Consider the following 26,402-nt stretch of genomic DNA (forward strand, 5'->3'; position numbering starts at 1 on the left):
TTGTGAACCCGTCAGGGGCTGCGCGCGCGGGCCGCGCGGCGTCGTCGTGAGACAGTGATCCCATGACGTGGACACCGGTGACATTGCGCGGGCAGCTGGTCCGCCTGGAACCCCTCAGCCGCGAGCACCTGGACGGGCTGATCGAGGCCACCGAGGACGGGCGCATGTGGGAGCGCTGGTACACGAGCGTGGCGGACCCGGACGGCATGGCCGCGGCCGTGGAAAAGTGGCTCACGTGGCAGGACGAGGGATTCATGCTGCCCTTCGTGACCGTGCGGCAGGCCGACGACGTCGTGCTCGGGATGACCACGTTCTACGACCCGCAGTGGGGTGTGCCGCGCGTGAGCGTGGGCCACACGTGGAACCGGGCGTCCACCCACCGGACGGGGACGAATGCGGAGTCCAAGCTGCTGCTCATGACCCACGCGTTCGAGGAGCTCGGGTGCCGGTGCGTGCGTTATGAGACGAGCTGGGCCAATCAGCAGTCCCGGGCAGCGATCGAGCGCCTCGGTGCTCGGCTGGACGGTGTGCTGCGCGCGGACCGGTTGGAGCGCAACGGCGCGCTGCGGGACACCGTGGTGTACTCGGTGCTCGAGCACGAGTGGCCCTCGGTGAAGGCGGGACTCGAGGCGCGGGTCGCGCGACGGGTGAGGAGCAGGTGCGCCGGCACAACGTGGTGCTGCGGGAGACCCGGTCCAAGCGCACGGGCGGCACCTATCGGGACTCCCCGTCCAGCCTGCCCGCCCGCACGGTGATGGGCCAGACGACGTCGCGCGGCCGGGACGGTTCGCCCCACGCCTCGGTGAGGTCGGCGGCGTAATGGCGCAGAACGTCGTCGTGCCCGGACTCCGCGGCGTTGCGCACCGCGGACCACGTGCCCAGGTAGCCCAGGAAGGCATCGAGCGGCCAGGATCGCCGGATGGACAGCGCGGCCACCGGGACCTGCGGGAAGGGGAAGTCGATGTCCCGGTACCCGGTCTCCACGAGGCGGCGCTCGGGCGGCCAGAACGGACCGATCTCGCGCCAGTAGAACCGCTCGAAACGTTCCCGCAGGCCCGGCTCCACCTCCACCACGCCGTAGCTGATGAGTGCGAGGACGGCGCCGGGGGCCGCGATGCGGCGTGCCTGCGTGTAGAAGGCCGGCAGGTCGAACCAGTGTGCGGCCTGGGCCGCGGTCACGAGATCGGCGCGGCCGTCGGCCACGGGCAGGTCCTCCGCCGTCCCGTGCGCGTAGTCGACGCCGCGTGCGGGGGCGGCATGAGCGAGTTGATCCTCACCGGGGTCCACGCCGATCACGTGCGTGAAGTGTTCGGCCAGCAAGCCCGTGAGCTGGCCTGTCCCACAGCCCACGTCCACCGCGGTGCCCCGCCGCGGGGCGATCCGTGCCAGTTCCGCGCCCAGCTCCGCGGGGTAATCGGGGCGGTGCGCGGCATAGTTCCCTCCGCCCTGCTCGAACCAGTTCCGGGTCATGTGGCGGTCCTCTCATGGGATGGCGGGGTCGGGTGTACCGGTCGTTCCCACAAGGTCACACGGCTGCGCACCTCGTCGTTCTCGTACGGCGCGGTCTCGCCCGTGGGCTCGTACCCCAGAGCCTTCCAGAAGCCGACGGCGCTCGCCGCGTTGGTCTCCACGATCCCCAGGCGCAGGGTGGTCACCTCGGGCCAGCCGCTCACGAGGTTCGTGACGGCATCATGCATCGCCCGCCCCAGGCCCTCTCCCTGGTGGTCCTGCCGCACGAGAAGCAGACCGATGTGAGCGTGATGCTCCTCGGGGAAATTGCGGATGACGTCGGCCATGGCTGCCAGAGCAGGCCCGCGGAACAGCCCGACGTCGTACTTCTGTTCGCGTGCGAGGCCGGGCGGGCGCGCGGAAAGGATCTCGGCGGCGTCGCCGGGGAGGGGCGCGTGTCCACTGATCCGGCGGGTGTAATCGGGGGTCGCCTCGAGCAGCGCTTGTAGCGCCGGCGCGTCCTCCGGTCTCAGTCCACGCAGTTCTGCCGGTTCGGCGACGGCGCTCACCCGAGTTCCGGGGTCCGCGCAGGGAAGGTGACCGCAGCGACGTCGGGCACCCGGACGGTGCTGGTCAGGGCGGTGAGGCTGGGCCGGCGCGGGGTGGAGCTGAAACCGAAGTCCGGAGCCGGGGTCATGTCCGTGAGGCGGCCCAGGTCCTGGTCGTCCCAGGTGGCGCGGGAGTGGGTGATGGTGTGGAGGTCGTAGGCGGCGTACCACTCGGTGCGGTCGTTGCCGGCCGTACCGAGGGTGCGCACGCCGGGCATCACGCGGTGGGCCACCTGATCGGTGAGCCGGGCGAAGGTCAGAGAAGTGCTGATCGGTCGGGGGACCGTCTGCAGCAGGTACCCCAGGGGCGCTCGCGGCCCCACGCTGAAGTGCCATGTAAGCGGCCCCGCGGTGACCGTCCACCGGGAGGCGCGGGAGAAGCCCGTGCGCTGCACGTTCACGGGGACGCGGGTGACGGTGTCGAAGGTGTAGGTGTCGGACACGAAATGCGCGACCCAGTCGTTGGGTGCCAGCAGTTCGCGGCGTCCGTCCGGGTGGGCGACCATGACGTCCGCGAACGGGCCCTGCGGCGTGTGGGACCAGCACCCCAGCACCAGCCGCGTGCCGGAGGACGTGCCGACCCCGGCGATGTGGCCGGTGAAGCGGTGACGGATGGAGGAGGTCATGGGGCCAGGGTAGGGGAGGGAGGGGTGGTGGGGGAGAAGTTGGCATACGGACCGGGTACGTCGCTGCTGCGTGACAAACCCGGGGGCGACGTCGCACCCCCGAGCGCCGAGGCCACCGTGGGTCCCGGGGTGCCGACGTCGTGCGAACCCCGGCGGCGACGGCGTACCGGGACCCGTGTGGACGCCCCACCGACCCGCCGGTACCCGCGGCTCACTTCACCGAGTCCGGCTCGTCCCGCGGGACGGCGAGTGTCGCGGCGGCCATGAGTACGGCGGTGACCGCCGCCGCCACAAAGACCCATCCGGAGGCGTGGATCACGGTGGCGGGATCGCCCTCACCGCCACCGGCACGGATGAGGTTGGTGGCGATGGCGCCGTAGATCGCCACCCCCACGGCTGAGCCGGCGGAGCGCGCGAACATGTTGAGACCCGTCACCGACCCGCGCTGGTTCCACTCCACCGAGGACTGGGCCATGATCAGCGACGGCGCCGCGGTGTAACCGAGCCCCAGCCCGATGATAAACGCGCACACAGCCATACCGATCACGCTCGGCCACGGCGACAGTGCGGCGGTCAGGGCCGCTCCCACGGTCGCGATCGCACCGCCCAGAAACACGGTGCGCCGGAAGCCCCACCGCAGGTAGATCCGCCCCGCCGTGGACGCAGCCACGGGCCAGCCGATGCTCACGGCGGCCACGGCCGCTCCCGCCGCGATCGGTGTGGCCCCGGCCGTGCGCTCCAAATAGGTGGGGACGTAGCTCGTCATCCCCACCAGCAGCGCGCCGATCCCCAGGGAGACCAGGGTGGTGCTTGCGACCACGCGGCGTCGTACCAGCGCGAGGTCGATGATCGGTTCGCTCGCGCGACGCTCGACGGCCACGAAGATCGCCAGCCCCGCGACGCCGACGACGCCGCACACCAGGGTGGGCACCGAAAGCCACTCCCACGCGTTGCCGCCCTCCAGCGCGCCGAGGATGAGGGCGGACAGGGCGATCGCGAGCACCGCGGCACCGGTGAAGTCCACCCGGTGCTCCTCGCGCTCGATCTTCTCGTGATAGCTGCGCAGCAACAGCCACCCCGCCACGAGGGCCACCGGGATGTTGACGAAGAAGACCCACCGCCAACTCAAGAACTGGGACAGAAGCCCACCCAATGTGGGCCCCACGACCGAAGAGACCGCCCACACCCCGGCCACGTACCCCTGCACGGCGGCGCGCTCGGCCACGGTGTAGATGTCCCCCACGATCGTCATGCCCATGGGCGCCACGGCTCCCGCACCCAATCCCTGGATCACCCGGAAGACGATGAGCGACGGCATGCTCCACGCGCATCCCGCGAGCACGGAGGAGACCAGGAACAACCCCACGCCGGTGAGGATCACGGGTTTGCGCCCGTACATGTCCGAGAGCTTGGAGAAGATCGGCACACTCACCGCCTGCGCCAACATGTAGCTCGAGAACAGCCACGGGAACTGGGCGAAGTTACCCAGGGAACCCACGATGCTCGGCACCGCGGTCGCCAGGATCGTGGCGTCCAGGGCCACCAGAGCCGTGGAGAGCATTACGGCCAGCAGGACGGGACCACGCTGCGAGCGCAGCCCCACCGAGGCGCGATTCACGCCGGAGGTGTTCACGCGCCCCGCCGCGCCACGACCATCCGGTCCCACGAGTGGCCGGACCCGGCACCGCGTTCCAGGTGTCGCTCGCGGATCTCGTTCGTCTCGATCTGCCATCCCTGCCCGGTCAGATACGTCACCACGTCCTCGGGCATCACGTAGTCGGCGGGGTCGAAACCGTGAGGTGTCTCATCCAGCTCGTGATGCACGAACACCAGCCGCCCGCCCGGTGTCACGGCGTCCGCGAACGCGCGCACCGCTGCGTCGTCGCCCCGCTTAGGCACCGCGGGGTATTGGGCGGACACCAGGTCGAACGGGCCGAGGGGGCGCTCGCCGAACCCTTCAACGAGCCACGTGATCTCGACCCCCGCGGCTTCTGCCGCGGCCCGAGCGCGGTCGACGGCGACGCGTGAGACGTCCAGCCCCGTCACCGTCCAGCCACGTCGGGCCAGCCACACGGCGTCGGCGCCCTCACCACAACCCACGTCCAGCGCCGTGCCGGGAGCGAGGTCCGACGTGAGCGCCATCAGGGCGCCGTTGGGCTCCCCGCTCCAGATGCGCGTAGCGCCGTAGCGCTCGTCCCAGCCGGCAGCGGTCTCGGGCGTGCGGTGGGGAGCGTGTTCGTGGGTCATGCGTCCCAGAATTCCACCGCGGCCCGGTACCGCGCCACGTCGTCCGCGCTGGGCGTGACCGGCCCGGTACCGCGCCGCGACCGCGAAGGGCAACTGGTGTCTCCATCTAATTGTGGACAACTAAAATGTGAACAACTATGATTGAGCCCGGTCGCCCGAGCACTGCACCCCGGCCCCCGCCTTGGTCCAGCACACGGCCGGTGACCGCGCGTCCGGATCGAACGTCCCGCTCCCCAGCGGGGCTCCATACTGTTCGCCGACGCCGCAAGCGTGCGATGAGTCCCGGCACTTGGGGGGTCGGGACTCACCGCACGCGACCGTTCGCGGCCCGCCGGGGACGACGACGCTCAGTGCGGTTCCCTGTGGAAGCCCACGCAGGCAGCCCCCAGCACCCCCATGACGATGTCCCCCAGCGTGTCCAGGGGTGGGATGTGGATGTCCGGTGTCGCGAACAGGAACCCCAACAGTTCCATGACCTCCCACACCACGGCGATCACGAAGCCGGCCACCGCGCACCACGTGAACCGCATCGCGGGACGATCGCGCACCCGGCCCCGCACCCGGGAGTGGTGGGTCAGAACGCGATTCCATGCCATCCACACCAGGGCGTACAGCGTCACGAAGTGGATGAGGATGTCCCACCACCAGATCCTGCTGTAGAGCTGTTCGGCCGCGCTCATGGCGGCGGTGAGCATGATGAGCGAGCACACGGCCCGCGCGTACTGGGTGCGGAACCACAGAAACGCGATCACCTGTCCGAGTCCCGCGAGCAGTAGGACGGCCATGTCCACCCGGCGCCCGTCCAATGCGTAGTAACCCGCCCCGATGATCGCCGTGAAGCACATGGCCGATGCGACCACGCCGCCCACGCTGTGCGTCTGCTCGGACGTCATCGGCTGCCCCCACGCCCCAGGGGGCCGGAGAGAACGCGTCGCCGGATACGCACCCACGGTCGTTCACTGCGCCAGTTGAGGAACACGGTGGCCATGGCCATGCGCAGCTGCCGGCGGATCCGAGCGGGGGAGACCAAGGCCCGCCAGGACACGATCGCGACATTGCCCGGGTCCATGATCACGCGCTGATCGCGACGGACGCGGAAGCTGAGGTCGAAATCGTCGTGCACCCGTGGATCCCGGTGCACCTCTTCCCGGACATGCTGCCACCACGCCCGGGTGAAGGCCATGTTGGACCCCCATAAGGCCCAGTGGCCCAGCGCCGTGCCGGCCACCAGGCGGTAGGCCGTGATGTATGCCGCGCCCAGGATGCGTCCGGCCAACTCGTACCGCGGCCCGAACCGCGCGATCCCGGACACCGCCACGGTGGCCTTCCCCTGCGGATCCCGCAGGGCCCGTGACAGCACCGCGGTGTGTCGCTCGACCCAGCCGGGGGAGGGGAGGCTGTCCGCGTCACAGCGCAGGATGAGGTCCCCGCGGGCGGCGTCGTAGCCCGCGGCCGCGGAGACGGCCACTCCGGGGACGGGTTCCCACACCCGGTGTACTTCGGGGTGGCGGTCCAGGACTGTCGAAAGATCATCGGTGGAACCGTTGTCCACCACGACGATCTCGTCCGGGGTGCGGGTCTGCTCACGCAGGGCCCGGAGGCAGCGCTCCAGGTAGGAAGAGTCGTTACGAACGGGGATGACCACGCTGCAGGTCATGCGTTGCTCGGTGTTCTCCCGTTCCACCCGTCCAGTCTGTCATGCCGCGGAGCGTGCCTCCCGCCGCAGCAGATCACGCTTGATCGCCTCGCCCCACGCGAACCCACCCATGGAACCGTCCGAACGCAGCACCCGGTGGCACGGGACGAACAGCGCCACGGGATTGCAGGCGCACACCGACGCCGCCGCCCGAACGGCCCGGGGATTGCCGAGCTCCCGCGCGAACTCGGTGTAGGTCAGGGGGGACCCGGGGCGGATGCGGCGCAGCGCGGCCCACCCGGCCTGCTGGCCCTCGGTGCCGTGCAGGTCCACGGGCACGGTCATGACGGAGTCGAGGTTGCCGTCGTAGAACGCGCGGACCGCCTCCAGTGCGGGCACGTCACCGGATTGCGCTTCCTCCGGACGGAAGGCCGGGCGGATCCGCGCGAGTAGCTGCTCGGTCGAGCGTGTCCATCCGGAGGCCACGACGGTTCCGTCCTCCCGGGCCACTGCCGTGAAGGAACCATCAGGGGTGTCAATGCTCTCAACGACATATGTCATGACTGCACACTTTCCGAGAAGGATGCGGGAGGGGTCAGCGGGCCCCACAGATGGGTGGTGGCGTAACTGCGCCATGGGGCAGCGGCCCCTGCCCAGTCCACGAGTGCGGGTTTGGTGTCCGGGAGCCCGAGCCGTCGGGCACCGGCGCGCATGGCCCCGTCGTCGATCAGGAACACGTCCGGGTCCCCGGTGACCCGCATGCGCACGTGGTCCGCGGTCCATGGCCCCACCCCGGGGAGGGTGAGGAGCGCGGCGCGTTGCTGAGTGGCGTCGTCACCGGGGGACAACTGCAAATCACCCGAGGCGAGCGCGCGGGCAGCACCCAGGACCGCCTGGACCCGCGCGGCCGGCCCGCCCAGGAACTGGACGCCGTGCTCGGCGATGGCCGCTGCGGTCGGGAACATGTACCGGATGCCGGTGGCGAAGGAGGGCGCGGGTTCTCCCATGTCCCGCGCGCGGGCACCCAACACGGTGCGGGCCGCGGCCAGGGAGATCTGCTGACCGATGAGCGTGCGGATCAACGTCTCGTGCGGGTCCGCGGAACCGGCGACCCGCAGCCCCGGGGCGGCCTCGACCAGCGGGCGCAACACCGGGACGCGGGACAGCGCGGCGGCCACTGCCTCCGGATCGGCGTCCAGGTCGAAGAGTCGACGCACCCGGGCGATCAGCACGGGCAGGTCCGCGAGATCCGTGACCCGCGTGCGCAACCGCAACCGCCCCGCGCGCTCGTACACGCGCAGCCAGGCCGGGCCGCCGGGCAGGCTCAGCGCGCGGGTGTAGGAGGTGGGGGTCCCGACCTCCACGCCGTCCACCGCATGGACCGCGAACCACACGAACAGCCCGCGCACGTCCAGGGGCTCGCGATAGCTCAACGCGAGGTCCACCTCGCCCGGCTCACTCGCCGCGCCGTGTCCCGAGGGTCCGGTGCTCATGCTGCGCGCCCGCAATTGCTGCGGGGTCATGTCGTACACCTCGCGGATCACCTCGTTGCACTGTCGGATGCTCGAGAATCCCGCCGCGAACGCGGTCTCCGCGACCGGCAGGTCCGTCTGCGTCAGTAGGGCGCGCGCCGTCTGGGCCCGGTGGGCGCGGGCGAGCGCGAGCGGTCCGGCGCCGAGTTCCTCCGTCAGCACGCGGGTGAGGTGGCGCGTGGAATATCCCACGCGCCGCGCGAGTCCCAGCACGCCCTCGCGGTCCACGACCCCCTCGGTGATGAGCCGCATGGCGCGCCCCACCACGTCCCCGCGCAGATCCCACTCCGGGGACCCCGGCACGGCTTCCGGGACACAGCGTTTGCAGGCGCGGTACCCGGCGGCGTGGGCGGCCGCGCTCGTGCGGTAGAAGCGCACGTTCTCGCGGTGGGGCGTGCGCGCGGGGCAGCTCGGGCGGCAGTAGATCCCGGTGGTGCGCACCGCGGTCACGAACTGCCCGTCGAAGCGCCCGTCCCGGGACTCGACAGCCCGGTAGCGCTCGTCGAACGAGGAGTCTTGAGGGGGCATGCGTCCCACGGTCCCACGCCCGGGCGCCGGGCGCTAGCGGATTTCGGACACGGCGGTGGCCCGAACCGGTTACTTCACGCGCTCCCACTCGGCGACCGGCCCGGGAACCGGGACGAACAACGGGTGGTGGGGAGCGGCATGGGGATCGATGCCGTCCAGTGCGGATCGCGCCCACTCGGGGTCGCGGTCGAGGACCTTGCGCAGCAGGAACTCGAACTCGTAGCGCAGCTGACCGGTGGTCACGGTGAGCGTGATGGGCTGTGTGCTCGCCTCCCGGGCCAGGCGGGTGCGGTCGAAGTTGTAGCCGCGGCGGTCGGCCTCGTCGGCGACGCCGTGCAGGTACGTGGCCACGGACAGGACCGGATCGCTCGTGGCGCGGAAGCGCTGTAGCTGGGGGTGGCGCGTGTAGCCCTTGGTCTGACCGAGCAGGACCTTCTGGGCGAGCAGACCCTCCCGCCAGCACGCCACCAGAGCACGACGGTCCAGCAGGGACGGGTGAACTGACCACAGACGCATGGCCCCATTCAATCGCGCACCGCCCCGATAGCTCCAAGCGGACCCCAAGATTCCTCCCGTAGCATGGCGGACACACCCCTGACGACCACGTGCGGAGAACACCTTCATGTCCCTGCCTGCCATCCTGGCCGCCACATCAGCCGACGAGAGTGCTCAGCTCTCCGGTATCGCGGGGTGGGTGGTGGACGTCATGGAAGCCATCGGCGCTCCCGGCGCCGGACTGCTCGTGGCCCTGGAGAACCTGTTCCCGCCGCTGCCGTCCGAGGTGATCCTCCCGCTCGCCGGTTTCACGGCCAGCCAGGGCAATTTCAGCCTGGGCGGGGCCATCTTCTGGACCACGCTGGGGTCGGTCGTGGGCGCGATCGCGCTGTACTGGATCGGCGCCGCACTGGGACGACGCCGCCTGCGCGTGATCGTGGACAAGATGCCACTCGTGGATCTGCATGACCTGGATCGCACCGAGGAGTGGTTCGACCGCCACGGCAAGGCCGCCGTGTTCTTCGGGAGGATGATCCCCATCTTCAGATCCCTGATCTCCGTTCCCGCGGGGATCGAGCGGATGTCGTTCGGGCTGTTCGTGGTGCTTAGCGCGGCCGGGTCCCTGATCTGGAACACCATTTTCGTGCTCGCCGGGTACTTCCTGGGGGAGAACTGGCACATCGCGGAACAGTACGCCGGGGTGTTCTCACGCATCGTGGTGATCGCGGTCCTGCTGTTCCTGGTGTGGTGGGTCGTCAAGCGGATCCGGCGCAATCGTCGTTCGGCTCACGAGGGATGAATCACGGGGCACCTCGAGGGGTCGCGAACTGGTATACAGTTGTCCCCTAAGTGCCCGCAATTCTCGATAATTAATGCGCTAACAAGGCTCTGACCAGTACGATCGCACGTGTGGCCCGACCCCGAAAATTTGACGAGATCACTCGCAAAGCACTGATTAAGAACACCGCCGAACAGATCCTGGTCGGCGGTGTCGAGTCCGTTTCCCTCCGGCCACTGGCCGCCAAGCACGGCTGCTCCACCACCGCGATCTACACCATGTTCGGCAGCAGGGACGCCCTGATCGATGCCGTGCGGGAGGAAGCGATCGTGAGCTACCTCAGCGCGCACGAGATGGCCGTGCGCACCGGCGAACCCGTGGCGGACATGCGCGCACTCGCCCGCTCCGGCAGACGCTGGGCCCTGGAGTTCCCGGCGCTGTACAACGTGATCCTGGGCAAGGCGGGGGACTGCATCGGCGCCCGCAGGGACGGTTCCACCGGGGGATCCAGCCGCGCGGAATTCGCGAACACGGCCATGCAACCCATGTACCGACTGGTCCGCGGGGCCATCGACAAGGGGATCTTCCATGACCTCCCCGTGGAGGTCATCGGTGCCACACTCTGGGCGGGCGTCCATGGATGGATCGCCATCGAGATGAGCCGTCCGGTCCTCCCCGATACGGACGCCGACGCCGCGTTCGACCGTCACGTGCTCGCCCTCCTGAGAGCCTGGTGCGCGCGCACGCCCCTGGGTGAGTGATCCCGGACCCTCACCGTTCCGGGGCCGGTGGGATACTGGCCGCATGAGCACCCTCGAACCCTTCTCGTTCCGTATCGCCGACCGTCTGCGCGGGGTGGATTCCTCCCCCGTGCGCGACCTGTTGGAGGTGGTCTCCAAGGAGGGTGTGATCTCGTTCGCCGGTGGTGTCCCGGATCCCGCGTACTTCGAGGTCGATGACATCAAGGCCGCCTACGAGTGGGTATTCGCGAACCACCCCGCACGCGCGCTGCAGTACGCCTCGAGCGAGGGTGAGCTGGAACTTCGCGAGCAAGCGGCGCGTCGGGTCAGCAGGCACCTGCCCACCACTGCGGACCAGGTCCAGGTGACCACGGGCTCCCAGGAGGGGTTGTTCGTGGTGGCCCAGGCGCTCGTCAACCCGGGGGACGTGATCCTCGTGGAACGGCCCACCTACCTGGCGGCTGTGCAGGCCTTCGATCTCAACGGTGCGCACATGGTGGGCGTCCCCACGGACGAGCACGGCGTGGTGCCGGAGGAGCTCGAGCGGCTCATCGCCGAGCACAACCCCACCTTCGTCTACCTGATCCCGTCCTTCCAGAACCCGTCCGGGATCTGCATGCCCGTGGAACGACGCCGCGCCGTCGCGGACGTCCTACTGCGCACCGGCACCGCGCTCGTGGAGGACGACCCGTACGGCGAGCTGTGTTACACGGGCGAACCCATGGCCCCCATCGCATCCCTTCCGGGGATGTCCGCGCAGACGATCCTGCTGAACTCGGTGTCCAAGATCATCGCCCCGGGGGTGCGGATCGGGTGGATGCGCTCCGAGGGACCCATCCAGTTCACGCTCACTGTGGCCAAGCAGGCGATTGGGCTGCAGTCGCCCGTACCGGACCAGTTGGCCGTGGCGCGGTATCTTGCAACCGCCGACGTCGAGGCGCACCTCGAGCGCGTACGTCCCGTCTACGCCGAGCGGGCGCGGGCCATGTACGCGGAACTCGAGGCTGTCCTCCCGCGGGACGCTCACATCACCCGCCCGGACGGAGGCATGTTCCTGTGGGTCCGACTGGGGCACGAGATCGACACCGCCCGATTGCTACCGTTCGCGGTAGAGGAAGGCGTGGCCTTCGTCCCGGGTGCCTCCTTCTATGCGCACGACCCGGACGAGTCCACCATGCGGTTGTCCTTCGTGACCCATGCCCCGGACGTGATCCACGAGGGCGTGCAGCGGCTGGGCCGCGCGCTGGCCCGCTACGGGGAGCTGTAGACCTCGACCCCATGGAACACCGCGGCGGATCCGCACGGGCGCCGTCGCGCCGACCCTCCCGTTCCCGCGACCGAAAGGATCCCTCATGGGTGTCAAACCCCTTCCCGTGCCCCCGCTGGAGGAGACGCTGCAGCGGATGCTGAGCGCCGTCGACCCCCTCGTGGACGGCGCGGCGCTCGAGCGGACCCGGCGTGATGCGGAAGCGTTCCGGACCGGGGAGGGCCCGCGGTTACAAGCGGCACTCGAGGAGTTCGCCCGTGCGGAGGACGCCGAGGGGCGCAGTTGGTTGTCCCGGGAGTGGCTGGACGGATATCTGAGCGTGCGCACACCCCTGCCGCTGACCACCAACGTGGGATTCCAGATCACGGGGGACTTCGGCGCCCCGGGGCTGGGCCGGGCGGCCGAACTCGTCTACCGGGCGGCGTGGGTGCATCTACGGCAGGTGCGCGGGGAGACCCCGCAGGAGGTGGATCCCCGCGGTAACGACGTGAGTATGTCCCAATGGGAATGTCTCACGGGCGGGGTGCGGCATCCTCGCGCGGAACGGGATGAGATCCGCAGACCGGAGCGAGCGGCGTCGTCGGGGTCGGCCGAGGCAGCGGAGGAGATCGGCGTGATCCACCGCGGCCGGCTGTACGCGCTGACGATCAGCACCCAGGACCGGCAACCGCTGCCGCTGCGCACGGTGGCCGCGGGGCTGCGCGCGGTCGTGGAGCGGGACGAACCGCGGGAGACCGAGCTGCCGTTCGGGGCGCTGTCCTACCTGGGCAGTGAGACGGCCGCGCCCCTGTTGGAGAAGTTGACTTCGAACGAGGACAACGCGGAGATCTACGACCGGATCAGCCGCATGGTGTTCCTGGTCAATGTCGTGGGGGCACGGGCCGAGGTCGTGGAGCACCTGGAGCGCTGCGCGTTCGAGGTGGGGCAAGCGTGGGCCTACAAACCGATCACATACGAGGTGTGCCTCGAGGATCCGTGGCTGGCCATGCACGTGGAACACAGCACCGTGGACGGGGCCACGATCCTGGCCGTCGCGGGAGCCATGCAGGACGTGACGATCCCGGACGAGGCCGCGCTGCCGGACGCCCCGCAACCCGCCGCGATTACGTGGGAGCTCGAGCCGCAGTTGCGTGACGAACTCGTGGCGCGGGTCGCCCAATACCGCACGGAGGCCGCGCTGCTGGGCGTGCACCGGGTGTTCGTGCCGCGGCTGCACCGCGCCGAACTCCCGTTCAGGATCAGCGACGACGCCGCTCAGCAATTCATCATGTTGCTCGCCCAGCTCGCGACGTACGGGACGGCGCGCGGTGTATATGAAGCGGTGGACATGCGTGAGTTCCAGGCGGGGCGCACCGAGTGCCTCCGCCCCGTGACCCCGCAGGCCACCGCGTTCGCCCGCGCCCTGCTCGCCGGTGAGGCGACCGAGGAGCTGTTCACGGAGGCCCTGGACGCACATCGTGGCTGGGTCAAGACCTGCAAGAACGCCCGCGGTGTGGATCGCCACCTGTTGGGACTCGCCATGATGGCCCGGAAGGCGGGGGAGCCGTCCGAGTTCTTCGACTCCCCGGGGATCGCGGCCATGCGCCACGACTTCCTGTCCACCACGTCCATCGGCGGTCCGGACCCGATCGTGCGCTACGCGTTCGCGCCCACCACACCCGAGGGCTTCGGTGTCACGTACACGACCCATACGGACGGCTACGAGTTCTGCGTGAACTACCGCCGGGACTCGAGTGAGGACCTGGAGGCCTTCGCGCACAATCTGACAGTGAGCGCGGAAACGTTCTGGGGATTCGTGAAGGGGCTGGCGGGGTGACGACGCCCGCGGAGCCGCCCACCGTTCGCACCACGTGCGCCATCGTCGGCGGCGGTCCGGCCGGCCTGGTGCTGGGTCTCCTACTGGCGCGTGCGGGTGTGGCGGTCACGGTGTTGGAGAAGCACGCGGACTTCCTCCGCGACTTCCGCGGGGACACCGTGCATCCCACCACTCTGGCCCTGCTCGACGATCTCGGTCTCGTCGATCGTTTCGAGGCCATTCCGCATTCCAGGGTCACCCACGTGGACCTCCCGGACCCCGAGGTCACCGGGGTGACGTGGGAGAAGGGGCGAGTGGCCATCGGCATCCCGCGCGACGGCTACATCCAGGTCGCGCAGCTGGGCCCCAAGGGTGCCGACGACGCCGTGCGCGCCCGCGGTCTCGACGCCTTCCGGGCCGACGCCGCGCAGCTCTTCCCGGAGGCGGCCGCCGGGGTGACCGGGATCGGGTCCACGGCGGACGTGAAGCACCTCGACGTGCGCCTGGACCGGCTGCGCCGCTGGCACGCCCCGGGGGTCCTGTGCATCGGGGACGCTGCACACGCGATGTCGCCGGTGGGCGGCGTCGGGATCAATCTGGCGGTGCAGGACGCGGTGGCTGCGGCCCGCATTCTGGCTCCGCTGCTGCGTTCTGGCGGTGCATCCGGGCGGGCGGAGGCGCGTGCGTTGGCGCGGATCCAGCGACGCCGCATGGTGCCCACGGTGGTCATCCAGGGCATGCAGCGAATCCTGCACGCGGCACTGATCATGCCGGCGATCCGGGGCAGGGACCTGCGGCCGCCGTCGTGGGTCGTGAAGGTCGTGCGGCAGGTGCCGTGGCTCAGTGCGCTCCCGGCGTTGGCGGTGGGCGTAGGACCGCGGCCGGAGCGGGCGCCGCGCTGGGCGCGACGCCCTTCCTGATCACCCACCCACGGCCGGGGCTTCCGGGACCTGCTCATCGGCGCGGAACGAATGGATCCAGTCCAGGTGCCGGTCGAAGGCGTCCGGCGAGGCCAGGCGAGTGTTGCGTTCCCGGGCGCGAGCGCCGTCGGGCAGGTGGAGCATTTCACCCACGGTGACGGACGCGTCCACGATCTTGCGGGTACGGAAACGACGATGCCGCTCGTACTCGGCACGCGCATGGTCCCAGTCGGTCGTGCTGGAGAGTAGGTCGGAGAGGACGATCGCGTCCTCGATGGACTGGTTCGCACCCTGGCCGTGGTGGGGGACGGCGGCGTCGACCTCCCGCAGGACAGCGGTCTGTTCGTAGATCCGGACGTCCAACCCCTTGCGCTGCAGATCGATGGCAAGGGTCAGACCGCCGATTCCCGCGCCGATGATGGCGATGCGCTGGGACATGTGAGCTCCTCCCGGGGTAACTGATCTTGAAACTACCCGGGGAAGGGGGTGCGCTGGTCCGGGACGGGTGAGGTTACGGAGGGGGGTAGGGGAATGCCCTCTGCGTTCCTCGATCATCGGTGCTGGGGGCGCGAGGACGAAATCGTATATGTATTCCCGATTCATCCTCTTCGCCCGCGTGTATCCGGGAAAATTTAAGGAAATCGCCGCTTCACCTGGGTGATACAGTACGCGCCGGTGTTCCGGCGGGCCCGGCCAGGAGAATCAAGCTCTCGGACTCGCCTCCGATTATTCCCGAATATAAATAGAGCACACTGTTGCCCGCGAGAGGTGGCGAAGTCATAATGGGGGGCTCGTTAGGCCAGTTAAGAGCGTATTTCCAAGGGTGCGAAATCAATGCGCCACCTTATCGAATATCCATGCTGTTATTCCCGGCCCGCCACGGCATATATTCCTCACCGGCCGGTCGTCGGAGACACACAATTAAGGTAGGGTGCTTATTAAGCCGTCAAATGATGGTGCTTCCTTTCCCAGCCAGGAGTGCAAAATGATGCGTAAGACCGCTGCTACCGCTGCCCTGTCCCTCGCAATCCTCACCGGTGTGTCGGCCCCCGCCATCGCCGCCGAGGAGAGCCCGGCTCCCGCCACGAGCCAGCAGACCAACGACGACAACGGCAACGCCGGCCTGTGGGGTCTGGTCGGTCTCTTGGGTCTGGCTGGTTTGCTGAAGAAGAACAAGACCGTCCACAACGATCGCCACGTCGACCACACTACGGATCGTCGCCGCGACACCGGGACCAGCACCGTGCGCGACACCGGGACCACCAACGTGGACGGCACCACCCACCCGGGTCGCTGAGACCTCGTTCCGTAGGTTCTAGATCCAGGACCTGATGACTGGGGCCCACTCATTCGTGAGTGGGCCCCAGTCCTGTATCCGCAACATCAACTGCAGTGGAACGCGCGCTGTCATGTCGTGGTGTTCACGACCGCGCCCTGAACGCCGCCAACACCCCGCCCACCGTGAACACCACGGTCGTGGCGAGCACCAACAGCAGGGGCGCCGTCCACGCCCCGGTCGCGGTGTTCAAACCTCCGGCCAGGGGTGGCCCGATCGTGGCCGCGAGGTAGCCGATACCCTGCACCCGCGCGGACATCCGCGCCGCCTCGGCGGAGGAGCGGGCCACGCGGGCGACGATCGAGAAGATCGCCGTGAAACCGCCGCCCTGGGCCGCCCCGCCGATGAGCGACCACGCGATGAACCACCCCGGCGCGAGCATCAGGCCGATGGGTAGGGTGATCCACAGCGCTCCGATCAGTGCCACCGGAACCCACGCGGGCGCCCGTGCGGCCAGGAGGGGCACGCCGAACGCCCCGATGACGGCGGCCACTTGGAACAGCGACGCCGAGGCCCCGGAACTCGCCAAGCTCAACCCCCGCGTGTCCGCGAGCAACGCGGGTAGCCACGCCGTCACCGAGTAGTAGGCCATGGCCTGCCCGCAGAACGCCAGCGCGAGCAACCAGCCGATGCGCCGCACACGCCCCGTCGCGTGAGCGGTGTCGGGTTCCGCTGGCGGCAGCATCTCCGCGGGGGCCTCTGAAGTTTCGGGGGCCGACGGCGCGTGGGGGTTGGGGGCCGCGCCGCAGCCGGGGGCGTCGGGGGACGACGGCGTGTGGGCGGCTGAGGCGGCGTCGTCGCCGGGGCTGCCGGAGCGGCGTCGTGAAAGCAGGAGCCAGTAGCCGATGCCGGCGAGCGCCAGGACGCCCCAGGCCGTGAGGGCCCAGCGCCACCCCAGGGCGGCGGCGAGCGGCGCGGTGCCGAGCGCGGTGATCATGGACCCCACGTTGAGGGCCGCGGAGTAGGCGGCGGTGACCACGGAGACCTGGCGCCAGGGGACGTCGCGGCGGATGATGACCGGGATCACGATGTTGCCGATCGTGATCGACGCCCCGATGACCACGGTGCCCACCAACAGCAGGGGCGTGGAGCCGAGGGAACGGATGATGGTGCCCACTAGGACACCGATGAGGCAGAGCAGGACGGCGGCCTCGGGGCCCGCGCGTCGGATGACCGCGGAGGCCGCCGGGGTGACCACGGCGAAGAGGAACACCGGGAGTCCCGTGAGCAGCCCCGCCGCGACCGAAGACAGGCCGATGTCCGCCTGGATGTTCGTGATCACGGGCGTGGGCGCGATGATGGGCCCGCGCAAGCTCAGCGCCACGAGGATGATCCCGGCCACCACCCACGGCAGCCGTGCTCGGATGAAGTGATGCGTGCTCGTGGGGACTCCTCGGTCGATGTGCGTCCCCAGCATCAATATCAGATGGCGCGGCGGCGCGGGGAACGGAACCGTTCCCCGCGCCGCACGAGGTTGCCTGGGGGGCTCACCCCCTCCGTGAACCCCTCACCCCTCCCGCTGCGCGAGAATGTCGTCGAGCGTCTCGCGCACGGCTTGGCGTGCTGCCACGCGGGAGCTGGCGGCGCGTTGCTGCTCGTGGTTGTCCGCGTCCTCGACGCGCTGCATCTCCTCCTGCTCCCGTTCCTTGGCCTTGTCGCGTGCGGATTCCAGGGCATCCCAGATGCTGTTTTCACTCATGCGTTCATTCGACCACTTGCCACGGGACGCGACAACCGTCTCGCGGCAGCGAATTTCGGGCGGACCCCTTCCAGTCTTGAACCCGCCGAAAAGCTCCGGTGTAGGACCCTGGTCACATAAATAATCGCGGCCACTGTTCCGGGTGCTCGTATGAGCGGGTCCCGGGGCAACGGCACCACTTCCCTGGTCCAGAGGTTGTCATGTCCAGCACGACCGAAGGTCCCACGGGGCATCCCGCGGCCCGAGAACACGACCCCCGCAAGGCCTGCAAAGCGCTGATCGGCGCCTATGTGGGCACGTCCCCCGAGTGGTACGACTTCTTCCTGTTCGGCCCCACCGCCTCCATCGTCTTCGCGCCCTTGTTCTTCGGCGGCGAGGACCCCGCGCTGGCCGTCCTGCGGTTCGTGCAGGGCATGGCGGTCCGCGGCGAATGGGGCGGCGCCACCCTGCTGGCCGTGGAGAACGCCCCTGAGCACAAGCGCGGTTTCTCCAGCGCGGTGGTGCAGCTGGGTTCGCCCACTGGCACCATCCTGTCCTCCATGATCGTGGCCGCCGTGGTGGCCCTCGCGGACAAGACCTCCCCGTCCATCGTGGAGGCCGTCGGCTACGCGATCGCCGCGCTCGTGGCTTTCCCCATTTTCTGGCTCGTGGGCACCCGGGACACCGCCCTGATCACCGTGGCCATGATCTTGGGACTCGGCTTCGCCTCCATCCCGTACGCCCCCGTGGGCACCGTCCTGCCCCAGTTGTTCCCGGTCAAGGTCCGCTAGTCGGCCATCGCGCGGCGGAAGGCCCGGCCCGCCCAGAACACCGCTCGCGGCGTCACCTGACACCTCGGGCGGAAACCAGCGACGAAAGAGGAACAGAGTATGAGTGAACACCCCGTCCGGAACCTCACCGTGGTCACCGCCGTGGTGCACCAACCCGGCGGCCGGTTTAGCCGTGACCCCTGGGGGTCGTGGTCGAGGATGGGGTGATCACCTTCGTGGGTGACGCGGATAAGGCGCGCGCCCGCACCCCGGAGGGTGCACCCGTCGTGGATGCGGGTGGGCGTTACCTCATGCTGGGGCTCATCGAGTCACACGGGCATTCCGGGATATATGCCTGCCTGGCCATGAAGGCGGATTGCAGGCCGCCCGTGACACCGCGAGCGAACGATGTCGTCAAAGCGATCCGCGAGGCCGCACAGGAAGCTGAGGCGGAGGAGTGGGTGAGTGGGTGGCGATCCACGGGATCGGGGACCGCGCCGTGAGGCAAGTCTTGGACCTCATCGCGGCGTCCTCGACCGCGTTCGTGTAGGAGCTCGGAAATTCGCACATCAATAATTTGGGCCAGGAGCGCGTGAACCACGACGGTCGCATCGTGCACCGGGGGCGGGTGTAGCGCCGTTCCGGTCTGTCATGCGGTGACGGCGCGGCGTTCCAGTGCCGACGCCGCATCCGCGCGTCATTCGCGAGCCCGCACCAAAGTCTGAGGCACGCCGAGGCTACCTCACGGGGTCGAACGTGGCCTCGGCGTGCCCGAGAACTTCCAGCGGTGGGCGTTACAGTGTCCGGCCCGTCACTTCACCGTACCTTTGGGCTGCGGCGGGGTGGTGCCCTGCCCCGTGAAGTAGGCGATCACGCGCCCGTCGGCCTCCAGGACGACGTCGCAGATCTGATTCCTGCCGAAGCTCACCCGGCGCGTGGCGATCGCGGTGATCACCTGGCCGCTGTGCGCGGGAGCCGTGAACGTGATCTCGGCGTTGCGCGTGAGGATGGGGGAGCCGGCGGTCGCGCAGCAGTACGCGAGCGTGGTGTCCGCCAGGGTGAACAGGTATCCGCCGTGGCAGACACCGTGGCCGTTGGCCATGAAGTCGGACACGGTCATGGACATGGTCACTCGGCCCTGTTCGATCTCACCGAGGTCCATGCCCAGGTGCAGGGGTGCGGGATCGTTGCGCAGGATCTCGTGCAGGAGTTCACGGATGGCGGTCATGTCGGTGGGGTCTGCGTACACGGTCACCCTTCGGTGCGGGGCCTGGCCGGGCCTGGAGGACCACTCCCGGGTGCGGGGTGGGGCGATACGAGAACACTCTAGAGTGCGGCCACCACTGGGCGGGCGCGTCCGATTTCTGACAGGCTGGCAACGGCTCCCGCGTCCCGTCGGTGCCGTCCAATGACCAGGAAGGGGTGGCACGTGAGCCGTGTCCACGAAGTCAAGGTCCAACGGCCCTTCCGCGCCGTCGAATCGGCCATCGGGAGCCAGGACCTGCCGGAGGTGGCACGCTTGCTCGCGGAGCTCACGGTGGGGGAGGTCGTGGACCTGTTGGAGCGGCTGGGAGTGCGCCAGCGCGCCGTCGCCTACCGGATGCTGGCCAAGGACCGCGCGGTGCCCGTGTTCGAACGTCTCGACGCGCCGCTGCAGCGCGAACTCGTGACGGGTCTGCGGGACGAGGAGGTCGCGGGCGTCGTCGAGTCCCTGGACACCGACGATCGCGTGAGTCTGCTGGACGAACTGCCTGCGGCCCTGGCCACCCGGCTGTTGAAGGGATTGCCGCCCTCCGAGCGCGAGCTCACCGCGGCGGTGCTCGGCTACCCGGAGAACTCGATCGGGCGGCGGATGAACCCCTCGTACGTCACGACCCACCCCGACCTGACGTGCGCCGAGAGTCTGGAACGGGTGCGCGGGGAACTGGAACGCACCCGCAATGTGTACACGGTCATGGTCACGGATCCGCAGCGGCGGCTCCTGGGCGTGACTAGCCTGCAGCGACTCATGGCAGCCCCTCCGGACACCCTCGTCTCACAGGTCATGGAGGAGGCGGACCGGGTGTCCGCGACGGAACCCCGGGAGCGGGCGGCGCGCCAGTGCGCGGCCCTGCGGGTGCTCAGCCTGCCCGTCGTGGACGACGAGGAACGCCTGGTGGGCGTGCTCACCGTGGACGACGCCCTGAACATTCTCGAGGACGCCGAGTCCGAGGACCAGGCGCGGCTCAGCGGTTCCGAGCCGTTGCGCAGGCCGTACCTGTCCACCCCCGTGTTACGGCTCGTGCGCTCGCGCGTGGTGTGGTTGTTGGTGCTCGCGGTCAGCGCCGTGCTCACCGTACGGGTGTTGGAGACGTTCGAGTCCACCCTGGAACAGCTCGTGGTGCTGTCCGTGTTCATCCCGCTGCTCACGGGCACCGGCGGCAACACGGGTAACCAGGCGGCGACATCCCTGACCCGCGCGCTCGCCCTGGGGGACGTGCACACCCGGGACGTCGTCAAGGTCATGCTGCGCGAGATGCGCGTGGGACTGTGTCTGGGGCTGTTGTTGGGCGGACTGGGATTCGTGATCGTGGGGTTGATCTACGGGTGGGACATCGGTGCGGTGATCGGGCTGACACTGCTGGCCCTGTGTACGTTGGCCGCCACCGTGGGGGGATGTATGCCATTGATCGCACGCGCCATCGGGGCGGACCCGGCCGTGTTCTCCAACCCGTTCATCTCCACGTTCGTGGATGCCGCCGGGCTCGTGGTCTACTTCCTGATCGCCCGGGCGATGCTGGGGCTGGCCTAGAGCGGGAGCACCCCCAGGCCGGAGCCATTCACCCCGGTGCCCGGAGCGCCCTGCAACGCCGCAGTGGTCAAGCCCTCCGAGTACACCCCGCTGTCCGTGCTGGGCCTGATCCACGTGCTCAACCAGGTGCTCCCGGCGGACGTCCTGCACGTGGTGCCCGGCGGCGGCGAGGTGGGCAAGGCGCTGTCCGAACACGACGGTGTGGACAAGATCATGTTCACCGGCTCCACCAAGACCGGCCAGGCGATCATGCGCTCGGCCGCGGACGGGCTCGCACGACTGACCCTCGAGCTCGGGGGCGACGATGCCGGTGTGGTGCTGCCGGACGTGGACCCGCAGGCCATTGCCGGGGACCTGTTCTGGGGTGCGTTCATCAACACGGGCCAGATGTGTGCCGCGCTCACGCGCCTCTACGTCCACGAGGACGTCTACGACTCCGTGTGCGAGGCGCTCGTCGGCGTGGCGCAGCAGATGCCCATGGGCAATGGCCGTGAGGAACAGAACGTCCTGGGTCCGCTGCAGAACAAGCTGCAGTACGGCAACCCGTTGGTGGGCCAGGAGCAGAAGGGCTGCGGCAACTCCTCCGGCGACCCTTCTGAAAGCCTTCCTCGGGAATGGTGTGCGGGGGAAGGATGTTGTGGGTACTGACTAAGTACCAACAGCTTTCGACGAAGGAAAACATATGCCCACCCTGTTCGACCCGATCACCGTAGGAAAGTTCGAGCTCGCCAATCGTGTGGCCATGGCGCCGCTGACCCGGATGCGTTCCGACGCGGACGGTGTACCCAAGGACATGAACGTCGAGTACTACTCGCAGCGGGCGTCCGCGGGCCTCGTGGTCACGGAGGGGACGTTCCCGGCCGTGACGAGCCGCGGGTTCTGGGGTCAGGCCGGCATCGAGACCGCCGAGCAGGCCCAGGGCTGGTCCCGGGTGGCGGACGCCGTACACGAGAAGGGCGGCGTGATCTTCCTGCAGATCATGAACGCCGGGCGGGTCTCCCACCCCGAACTCACCGGCGGCCCCCTGCCCGAGGCCCCCAGTGCGATCGGTGTGGACCAGGCGGTGCACGTGCCCAGCGGCAAGCAGCCCATGCCCACGCCCCGTGCCCTGGAGACCGACGAGCTGCCCCGCATCAAGCAGGAGTTCGTCGCCGCCGCCCGCCGCGCGGTGGACGCCGGGATCGACGGCGTGGAGATCCACGGCGCCAACGGCTACATCCTCCACGAGTTCCTCGCCCCGTCCTCCAACCACCGCACCGACGAGTACGGCGGCTCCCCGCAGAACCGGGCACGGTTCGTGATCGAGGTGGTGCGCGCCGTCGCCGAGGAGATCGGCGGGCAGCGCGTGGGGCTGCGGATCTCGCCCGAGCACAACGTCCAGGGCGCGATCGAGGACGACCACGACGACGTCGTGGCCACCTATGACGCGTTGCTCACCGGTCTGCGCGGACTCGACCTCGCGTACCTGTCCGTGCTGCACAAGGACGTGGACGGGGAGTTCGTGCGGGACCTGCGCCGTGACTTCGAGGGTGTGTTCTACCTCAACAGCGGCTTCAGCGTGGTCACCGAACTCGAGGAGGCGGAGCACATCATGAGCGCCGATCTCGCGGACGGCGTGGTGGTGGGCCGTGAGCTCATCGCCAACCCGGACCTGGTGGAGCGCTGGCGTGACGGGCTGGAGCTGAACACCCCGGATCCCACGACCTTTTACGTGGGCGGACCCAAGGGGTACGTGGACTACCCGTTCGCGAAGGTGGCGGCCCGGTAGGCACGGGTTCCTTCAGGAGGGTGGCAGCCGTCTGGACGGACGGCTGCCACCCTCCTGCGTTTCTTGGGTCGTGACTGGCGCCTCAGCCCGGGGACCCTCGGACGAGCGGCTGACCCCCCTGCTTTAGCTGAGCAAATGCCGATTCGCGGGGGGTGATGCTGCTTTTGCTCCACTTCGCATTCCTCGACTACGTCAACTGCACAAAATAGCTGACCCTTGATCGGCCCCAACAACCGCTCGGGCTCGACGAATTGCCCTGTCATCAGCCTCGGCGCCACGTCGCGGCGGTGACCGAAGTGATCGGTATCAGGCCCGTCCGTTCGAGGATGGGCCGGGAATACTCCGTGCAGTCGACGTGGACGAAGCGCTTGCCTCGGACCTGGGCCGACTTGGCGCGCTGGGCCACGAGGGTGCAGTAGAGACCGCGGCCCGATGGCCCCCGGGTAACATCGAGGTGTCGTCAGGGGATTATCCGCGCGTGTGGTCGGGTGCGCGGCGTCGGTCGTACCCAGGAGAATCCGTGAGCACTCGCCCACCCGCCGTCCCTGAACCCGCCCGGGACTCACTGTCCCTCGCGGCTGCGGGCGGATGGCCCTTCCTCATCACCGCGCTGGTTGGCAGGCTCCCCGCCGCCACGGTGCAATTGGGTCTGTTGCTGTACGTGAGCGGGGCCGGTCTGGGCCTGGGGCTCGCGGGGATCACCGTGGCCGCCGCGGGACTCGGTTCCGCCGTGGGCGCGCCCGTGATCGGGCGGTTGGTGGATCGCTTCGGACCCCTGCCCGTGGTGCTCGCGGCCACCGTGGTGCAACTGCTCGGGATGGGATCGTTGCTCGCCGTGGTCCTTCACGACGCGCCCCGGTCACTGATCCTGGTGTGCGCCGCGGTGGTCGGCGCCGCGAACCCCCAGGTGGGAGCCATCGCGAGGGCCCGCTGGTCCGCCCTGGCCAGGCGCCGGGACACCCCCGGCCTGGTGGGCAAGGCCTTGGGGTACGAGACCGCGTGCGACGAGATCAGCTTCATCCTGGGGCCCGTGATCGCCGGGATCCTGGTGGGTGTACTCGGCCCGAATCCGGCGCTCTTGGTGCTCATGACGTGGGTCGTGGTGGGTCAGGGGTGTTTCATCGCCTACCTGGTGAGCCGCCGCGGCATGAGGGTGGACGCGCAGACGCCCACCCCCACCGACGGCACCGCCCCACGGATCCGCCTGAAGGCCGTCCTCCCGCCCATGCTCGCGTGCCTGTGCGTGGGCACGGTCTTCGGCTCCACGCAGACCGCACTCACCGCGATCAACGCGGCCCGAGGGACCGATGCCTACACGGGCATCATCTACGGCTTCATGGGGCTGGGCAGCGCCGTGGCGAGCGTGCTGGTGTCCCGGCTCCCGGAGCGCGTGCCGCTCGCATGGCGCGTGGCCGGCGGAGCACTTCTCGTGGTGCTGGTGTCCGTCCTACTGCTGCCGGTCCCCGGCTCGGTGGGTCTGGCGCTGCTGTTCACGGTGATCGGCCTGGGCGTCGGCTCCATCCTGGTCAGCGCCTACACGCGCGGTGAGCGCGTGGCCCCGTCCCACCGGATCGCGAGCGTCATGACCATGCTCACGACCTGCCTGGTCCTGGGGGTCTCCTTCGGCTCGGCACTGGGCGGGGTCCTGTCGGTCGTGCCGCGGCACGGGTTCCTGCTCACCCTCGGGGCCGGGGTGGCCGCCCTGCTGGTCTCGGTCGCCATCCACGCGACCCGCCCGCCCGGACGCCGCCGGGACGTCTGAGGACGGGGCCGCGCGGCGTCGTCGTCCCCGTGCTCGGACGACGACGCTGTGCCGCCTCCGCGACCCACCGCACCTGACGGCGGGCAGACGGAAGGCGCGACCGGGGAGCTCCCGACCGCGCCTTCAACGGAATGGCAGTGCGATGACCAGAGCCCGGAATCAGCGGCCCGCGGCGTTGCGCTTGTCCAGTGCCACGACCTCGAGAGCCTCCGTGCGGCTGGTGTGCAGGTCGTCGATGTTGCGCAGCGAACGGGACTTGGTCTCCTTGGCCGTGAGTGCGGCGATCACCGAGATCAGACCGGCGGCGCAGACCACGAGTGCCACGTTGAGCCAGGCGTCGCCCTCGGTGCCGGCCACGGCGGTGGCCAGGAAGGGGGTCACGCCGCCGGAGATCGCGAAGCCGATCTGCGTGCCCAGCGCGAGCCCGGAGACGCGCACCCGGGTGGGGAACATCTCGGCGTAGAAGGACGGCCAGATGCCGTTGGCCATGGAGTAGAACACGCCGGAGAGCACCGCACCCAGGAGGAAGATCAGGACCCAGTTACCGGAGGACACCGCGCCCAGATAGGGGAACATGAGCAGCGAGGAACCGATCACACCCATCACGAAGATGGGCTTGCGGCCCACCCGGTCCGCGAGCAGCGCCCACGCGGGGATGGTGAACAGGGCCACGAAGTTGGCGAGCACGGACACCCACAGCATGGTGGAGCGTTCCAGGCCCACGACCGAGGTCGCGAAGGACAGGGACCACACCAGGAACACCACGTTGACGGTGTTGATCAGCGCGGCGGCGGCGATCCGGATCACGGCGGCCTTGTGGTACTTGAGCATCAGGGCCAGCGGGGTCGCGGGCTTCTCGCCGGGGGTCTCGGCCTGGGCGTCCTCGAAGGCAGGCGGCTCCTCCAGGTGACGGCGGATCAGGTAGGCGACCAGGACCACCACGGCGGAGATCCAGAACGGGACGCGCCAGCCCCAGCTGAACAGCTGCTCCTCACTCAGCAACAGAGTGAACGGAATGAACACGGCGGTGGCCAGCAGGGTGCCGAACTGCGTCCCCTGCAGGGTCCACGAGGTGGTGAACGCACGGTGGCGGTCGTCGGCGTGCTCCAGGGACACGGAGATGGCACTGGCCTGCTCACCCGAGGCGGACAGGCCCTGGATCACGCGGCACAGCACGAGCAGGGCGGGTGCCAACAGGCCCACCTGGTCGTACGTGGGCAGGCACCCGACCAGGAACGTGGCGCCGCCCATCATGAACAGGGTCAGCATCAGGACGAACTTGCGTCCCATCCGGTCACCGAGCGGGCCCATGATGAGCGCCCCCAGCGGCCGCACCACGTAGGCCACGCCCACGGTGCCCATGGCCAACAGGATGGCCACACCCGGGGACGCGTCCTTGGGGAAGAACAAGTGGTTGAGCACGAGCGCCGCCGCGGTGCCGTACACCGCGAAGTCGTAGTACTCGAGCGCGGAGCCGATCCAGCTGGCCAGCGCCGCCTTCTTGGGGGTCTTGACGTTCTCGGGGCGTGAGTCGGTCAGTTGTCCCGACGACGCCGACGACGCCGACGCCGCCGGGGCCGGCGGGTGGATCGGCTGATCCGGTCCTGGGGTCGTGCTCATGAGCGGGTCCTTCCGTGGGGCGTCATCGCGTTGGCAATTGCCAAATAATGAAAATC

The 26,402-nt window shown here is 69.3% G+C and carries 26 protein-coding genes and 2 pseudogenes; 13 read left to right on the forward strand and 15 right to left on the reverse strand.

Translation table 11 applies throughout. From position 1 onward, the window contains the following. Window positions 1-62: 62 nt before the first annotated feature. Window positions 63-647: pseudogene (locus IE157_RS04640) on the forward strand (GNAT family N-acetyltransferase); the annotation flags it as partial. 67 nt (window positions 648-714) lie between these two features. Here the strand turns inward: IE157_RS04640 and IE157_RS04645 are convergent. The 10 genes from IE157_RS04645 to IE157_RS04690 all read right to left on the reverse strand — a co-directional run bounded on the left by IE157_RS04645 (window position 715) and on the right by IE157_RS04690 (window position 9,142). Beyond that, the gene (locus IE157_RS04645) at window positions 715-1,470 is read right to left on the reverse strand and encodes a class I SAM-dependent methyltransferase (RefSeq protein ID WP_193519234.1); all 756 of its coding nucleotides are present in this window, start codon (window positions 1,468-1,470) and stop codon (window positions 715-717) included. Continuing rightward, a complete protein-coding gene (locus tag IE157_RS04650; RefSeq protein ID WP_193519235.1) occupies window positions 1,467-2,018 on the reverse strand; it encodes a GNAT family N-acetyltransferase in 552 nt (183 codons plus the stop codon). The genes IE157_RS04645 and IE157_RS04650 overlap by 4 nt, the downstream gene beginning before the upstream one ends. Beyond that, window positions 2,015-2,683 carry a hypothetical protein gene (locus IE157_RS04655; RefSeq protein WP_193519236.1) on the reverse strand — a complete coding sequence of 223 codons (669 nt, stop codon included), beginning with the start codon at window positions 2,681-2,683 and terminating at the stop codon, window positions 2,015-2,017. Before IE157_RS04655 ends, IE157_RS04650 begins: the two co-directional genes overlap by 4 nt. A gap of 211 nt (window positions 2,684-2,894) precedes the next feature. Beyond that, entirely contained in the window at window positions 2,895-4,301 is a 1,407-nt protein-coding gene (locus IE157_RS04660) for an MFS transporter (RefSeq protein WP_318281313.1), read from the reverse strand. 11 nt (window positions 4,302-4,312) lie between these two features. Beyond that, window positions 4,313-4,930 carry a class I SAM-dependent methyltransferase gene (locus IE157_RS04665; protein WP_082943153.1) on the reverse strand — a complete coding sequence of 206 codons (618 nt, stop codon included), beginning with the start codon at window positions 4,928-4,930 and terminating at the stop codon, window positions 4,313-4,315. 347 nt (window positions 4,931-5,277) lie between these two features. Then, complete coding sequence (locus IE157_RS04670) at window positions 5,278-5,823, reverse strand: hypothetical protein (RefSeq protein WP_241181159.1); 546 nt, start codon at window positions 5,821-5,823, stop codon at window positions 5,278-5,280. Beyond that, window positions 5,820-6,614 carry a glycosyltransferase family A protein gene (locus IE157_RS04675; RefSeq protein WP_318281315.1) on the reverse strand — a complete coding sequence of 265 codons (795 nt, stop codon included), beginning with the start codon at window positions 6,612-6,614 and terminating at the stop codon, window positions 5,820-5,822. The genes IE157_RS04670 and IE157_RS04675 overlap by 4 nt, the downstream gene beginning before the upstream one ends. A 12-nt stretch (window positions 6,615-6,626) precedes the next feature. Further along, window positions 6,627-7,127, reverse strand: a complete 501-nt coding sequence (locus IE157_RS04680; RefSeq protein WP_193519238.1) for a methylated-DNA--[protein]-cysteine S-methyltransferase — start codon at window positions 7,125-7,127, stop codon at window positions 6,627-6,629. Continuing rightward, complete coding sequence (locus IE157_RS04685; RefSeq protein ID WP_064845421.1) at window positions 7,124-8,626, reverse strand: DNA-3-methyladenine glycosylase 2 family protein; 1,503 nt, start codon at window positions 8,624-8,626, stop codon at window positions 7,124-7,126. The genes IE157_RS04680 and IE157_RS04685 overlap by 4 nt, the downstream gene beginning before the upstream one ends. 69 nt (window positions 8,627-8,695) lie before the next feature. Then, window positions 8,696-9,142, reverse strand: coding sequence for a pyrimidine dimer DNA glycosylase/endonuclease V (locus tag IE157_RS04690; RefSeq protein WP_035965658.1), 447 nt, complete (start codon window positions 9,140-9,142; stop codon window positions 8,696-8,698). A gap of 106 nt (window positions 9,143-9,248) precedes the next feature. On the opposite strand from IE157_RS04690, the gene IE157_RS04695 reads away from it, so the two are divergent. The 5 genes from IE157_RS04695 (at window position 9,249) to IE157_RS04715 (ending at window position 14,621) form a co-directional block, all read left to right on the forward strand. Continuing rightward, the gene (locus tag IE157_RS04695) at window positions 9,249-9,920 is read left to right on the forward strand and encodes a DedA family protein (RefSeq protein ID WP_035965656.1); all 672 of its coding nucleotides are present in this window, start codon (window positions 9,249-9,251) and stop codon (window positions 9,918-9,920) included. 110 nt (window positions 9,921-10,030) lie between these two features. Further along, the gene (locus IE157_RS04700) at window positions 10,031-10,660 is read left to right on the forward strand and encodes a TetR/AcrR family transcriptional regulator (RefSeq protein ID WP_193519239.1); all 630 of its coding nucleotides are present in this window, start codon (window positions 10,031-10,033) and stop codon (window positions 10,658-10,660) included. 43 nt (window positions 10,661-10,703) lie between these two features. Beyond that, window positions 10,704-11,906 (forward strand): aminotransferase-like domain-containing protein, encoded by a 1,203-nt coding sequence (locus tag IE157_RS04705; protein WP_193519240.1) that lies wholly within the window; start codon window positions 10,704-10,706, stop codon window positions 11,904-11,906. A gap of 85 nt (window positions 11,907-11,991) precedes the next feature. After that, a complete protein-coding gene (locus IE157_RS04710) occupies window positions 11,992-13,722 on the forward strand; it encodes a choline/carnitine O-acyltransferase (RefSeq protein WP_193519241.1) in 1,731 nt (576 codons plus the stop codon). Then, on the forward strand, window positions 13,719-14,621 hold the full coding sequence (locus IE157_RS04715; RefSeq protein ID WP_193519242.1) for an FAD-dependent monooxygenase: 903 nt from the start codon (window positions 13,719-13,721) through the stop codon (window positions 14,619-14,621). The genes IE157_RS04710 and IE157_RS04715 overlap by 4 nt, the downstream gene beginning before the upstream one ends. On the opposite strand, the gene IE157_RS04720 is transcribed toward IE157_RS04715, so the two are convergent. Next, window positions 14,622-15,059, reverse strand: coding sequence for an FAD-dependent oxidoreductase (locus IE157_RS04720; RefSeq protein ID WP_193519243.1), 438 nt, complete (start codon window positions 15,057-15,059; stop codon window positions 14,622-14,624). A gap of 547 nt (window positions 15,060-15,606) precedes the next feature. On the opposite strand from IE157_RS04720, the gene IE157_RS04725 reads away from it, so the two are divergent. Beyond that, window positions 15,607-15,918: a WGxxGxxG family protein gene (locus IE157_RS04725; protein ID WP_064845415.1), complete on the forward strand. Its 312-nt coding sequence runs from the start codon at window positions 15,607-15,609 to the stop codon at window positions 15,916-15,918. 124 nt (window positions 15,919-16,042) lie between these two features. Here IE157_RS04725 and IE157_RS04730 read toward each other — a convergent pair whose 3' ends face one another. Continuing rightward, on the reverse strand, window positions 16,043-17,374 hold the full coding sequence (locus IE157_RS04730) for an MFS transporter (RefSeq protein ID WP_193519244.1): 1,332 nt from the start codon (window positions 17,372-17,374) through the stop codon (window positions 16,043-16,045). 90 nt (window positions 17,375-17,464) lie between these two features. After that, window positions 17,465-17,656 carry a hypothetical protein gene (locus tag IE157_RS04735; RefSeq protein ID WP_035965649.1) on the reverse strand — a complete coding sequence of 64 codons (192 nt, stop codon included), beginning with the start codon at window positions 17,654-17,656 and terminating at the stop codon, window positions 17,465-17,467. A gap of 200 nt (window positions 17,657-17,856) precedes the next feature. On the opposite strand from IE157_RS04735, the gene IE157_RS04740 reads away from it, so the two are divergent. Beyond that, entirely contained in the window at window positions 17,857-18,426 is a 570-nt protein-coding gene (locus tag IE157_RS04740; protein WP_318281316.1) for an MFS transporter, read from the forward strand. 203 nt (window positions 18,427-18,629) lie between these two features. After that, window positions 18,630-18,908: an amidohydrolase family protein gene (locus tag IE157_RS04745; RefSeq protein ID WP_318281317.1), complete on the forward strand. Its 279-nt coding sequence runs from the start codon at window positions 18,630-18,632 to the stop codon at window positions 18,906-18,908. Window positions 18,909-19,216: 308 nt separating this feature from the next. Here the strand turns inward: IE157_RS04745 and IE157_RS04750 are convergent, their stop codons facing one another. Next, a complete protein-coding gene (locus IE157_RS04750) occupies window positions 19,217-19,654 on the reverse strand; it encodes a PaaI family thioesterase (RefSeq protein ID WP_064846888.1) in 438 nt (145 codons plus the stop codon). A 180-nt stretch (window positions 19,655-19,834) separates the two neighbouring features. Between IE157_RS04750 and mgtE the strand changes: the two genes are divergently transcribed. From mgtE to IE157_RS04770, 4 genes and pseudogenes are all read left to right on the forward strand, one after another. After that, a complete protein-coding gene (mgtE, locus tag IE157_RS04755; protein WP_318281318.1) occupies window positions 19,835-21,196 on the forward strand; it encodes a magnesium transporter in 1,362 nt (453 codons plus the stop codon). 54 nt (window positions 21,197-21,250) lie between these two features. Then, window positions 21,251-21,805 (forward strand): annotated as a pseudogene (locus IE157_RS04760) (aldehyde dehydrogenase family protein); the annotation flags it as partial. Window positions 21,806-21,878: 73 nt separating this feature from the next. Further along, on the forward strand, window positions 21,879-22,964 hold the full coding sequence (locus tag IE157_RS04765) for an alkene reductase (protein ID WP_193519246.1): 1,086 nt from the start codon (window positions 21,879-21,881) through the stop codon (window positions 22,962-22,964). Window positions 22,965-23,484: 520 nt separating this feature from the next. Beyond that, on the forward strand, window positions 23,485-24,726 hold the full coding sequence (locus tag IE157_RS04770; protein WP_193519247.1) for an MFS transporter: 1,242 nt from the start codon (window positions 23,485-23,487) through the stop codon (window positions 24,724-24,726). A 159-nt stretch (window positions 24,727-24,885) separates the two neighbouring features. Here the strand turns inward: IE157_RS04770 and IE157_RS04775 are convergent, their stop codons facing one another. Beyond that, complete coding sequence (locus tag IE157_RS04775; RefSeq protein ID WP_193519248.1) at window positions 24,886-26,346, reverse strand: MFS transporter; 1,461 nt, start codon at window positions 26,344-26,346, stop codon at window positions 24,886-24,888. Between the last annotated feature and the right edge of the window lie 56 nt (window positions 26,347-26,402).

The organism is Kocuria marina (assembly GCA_014652975.1).
Classification (GTDB): Bacteria; Actinomycetota; Actinomycetes; order Actinomycetales; family Micrococcaceae; genus Kocuria; species Kocuria marina.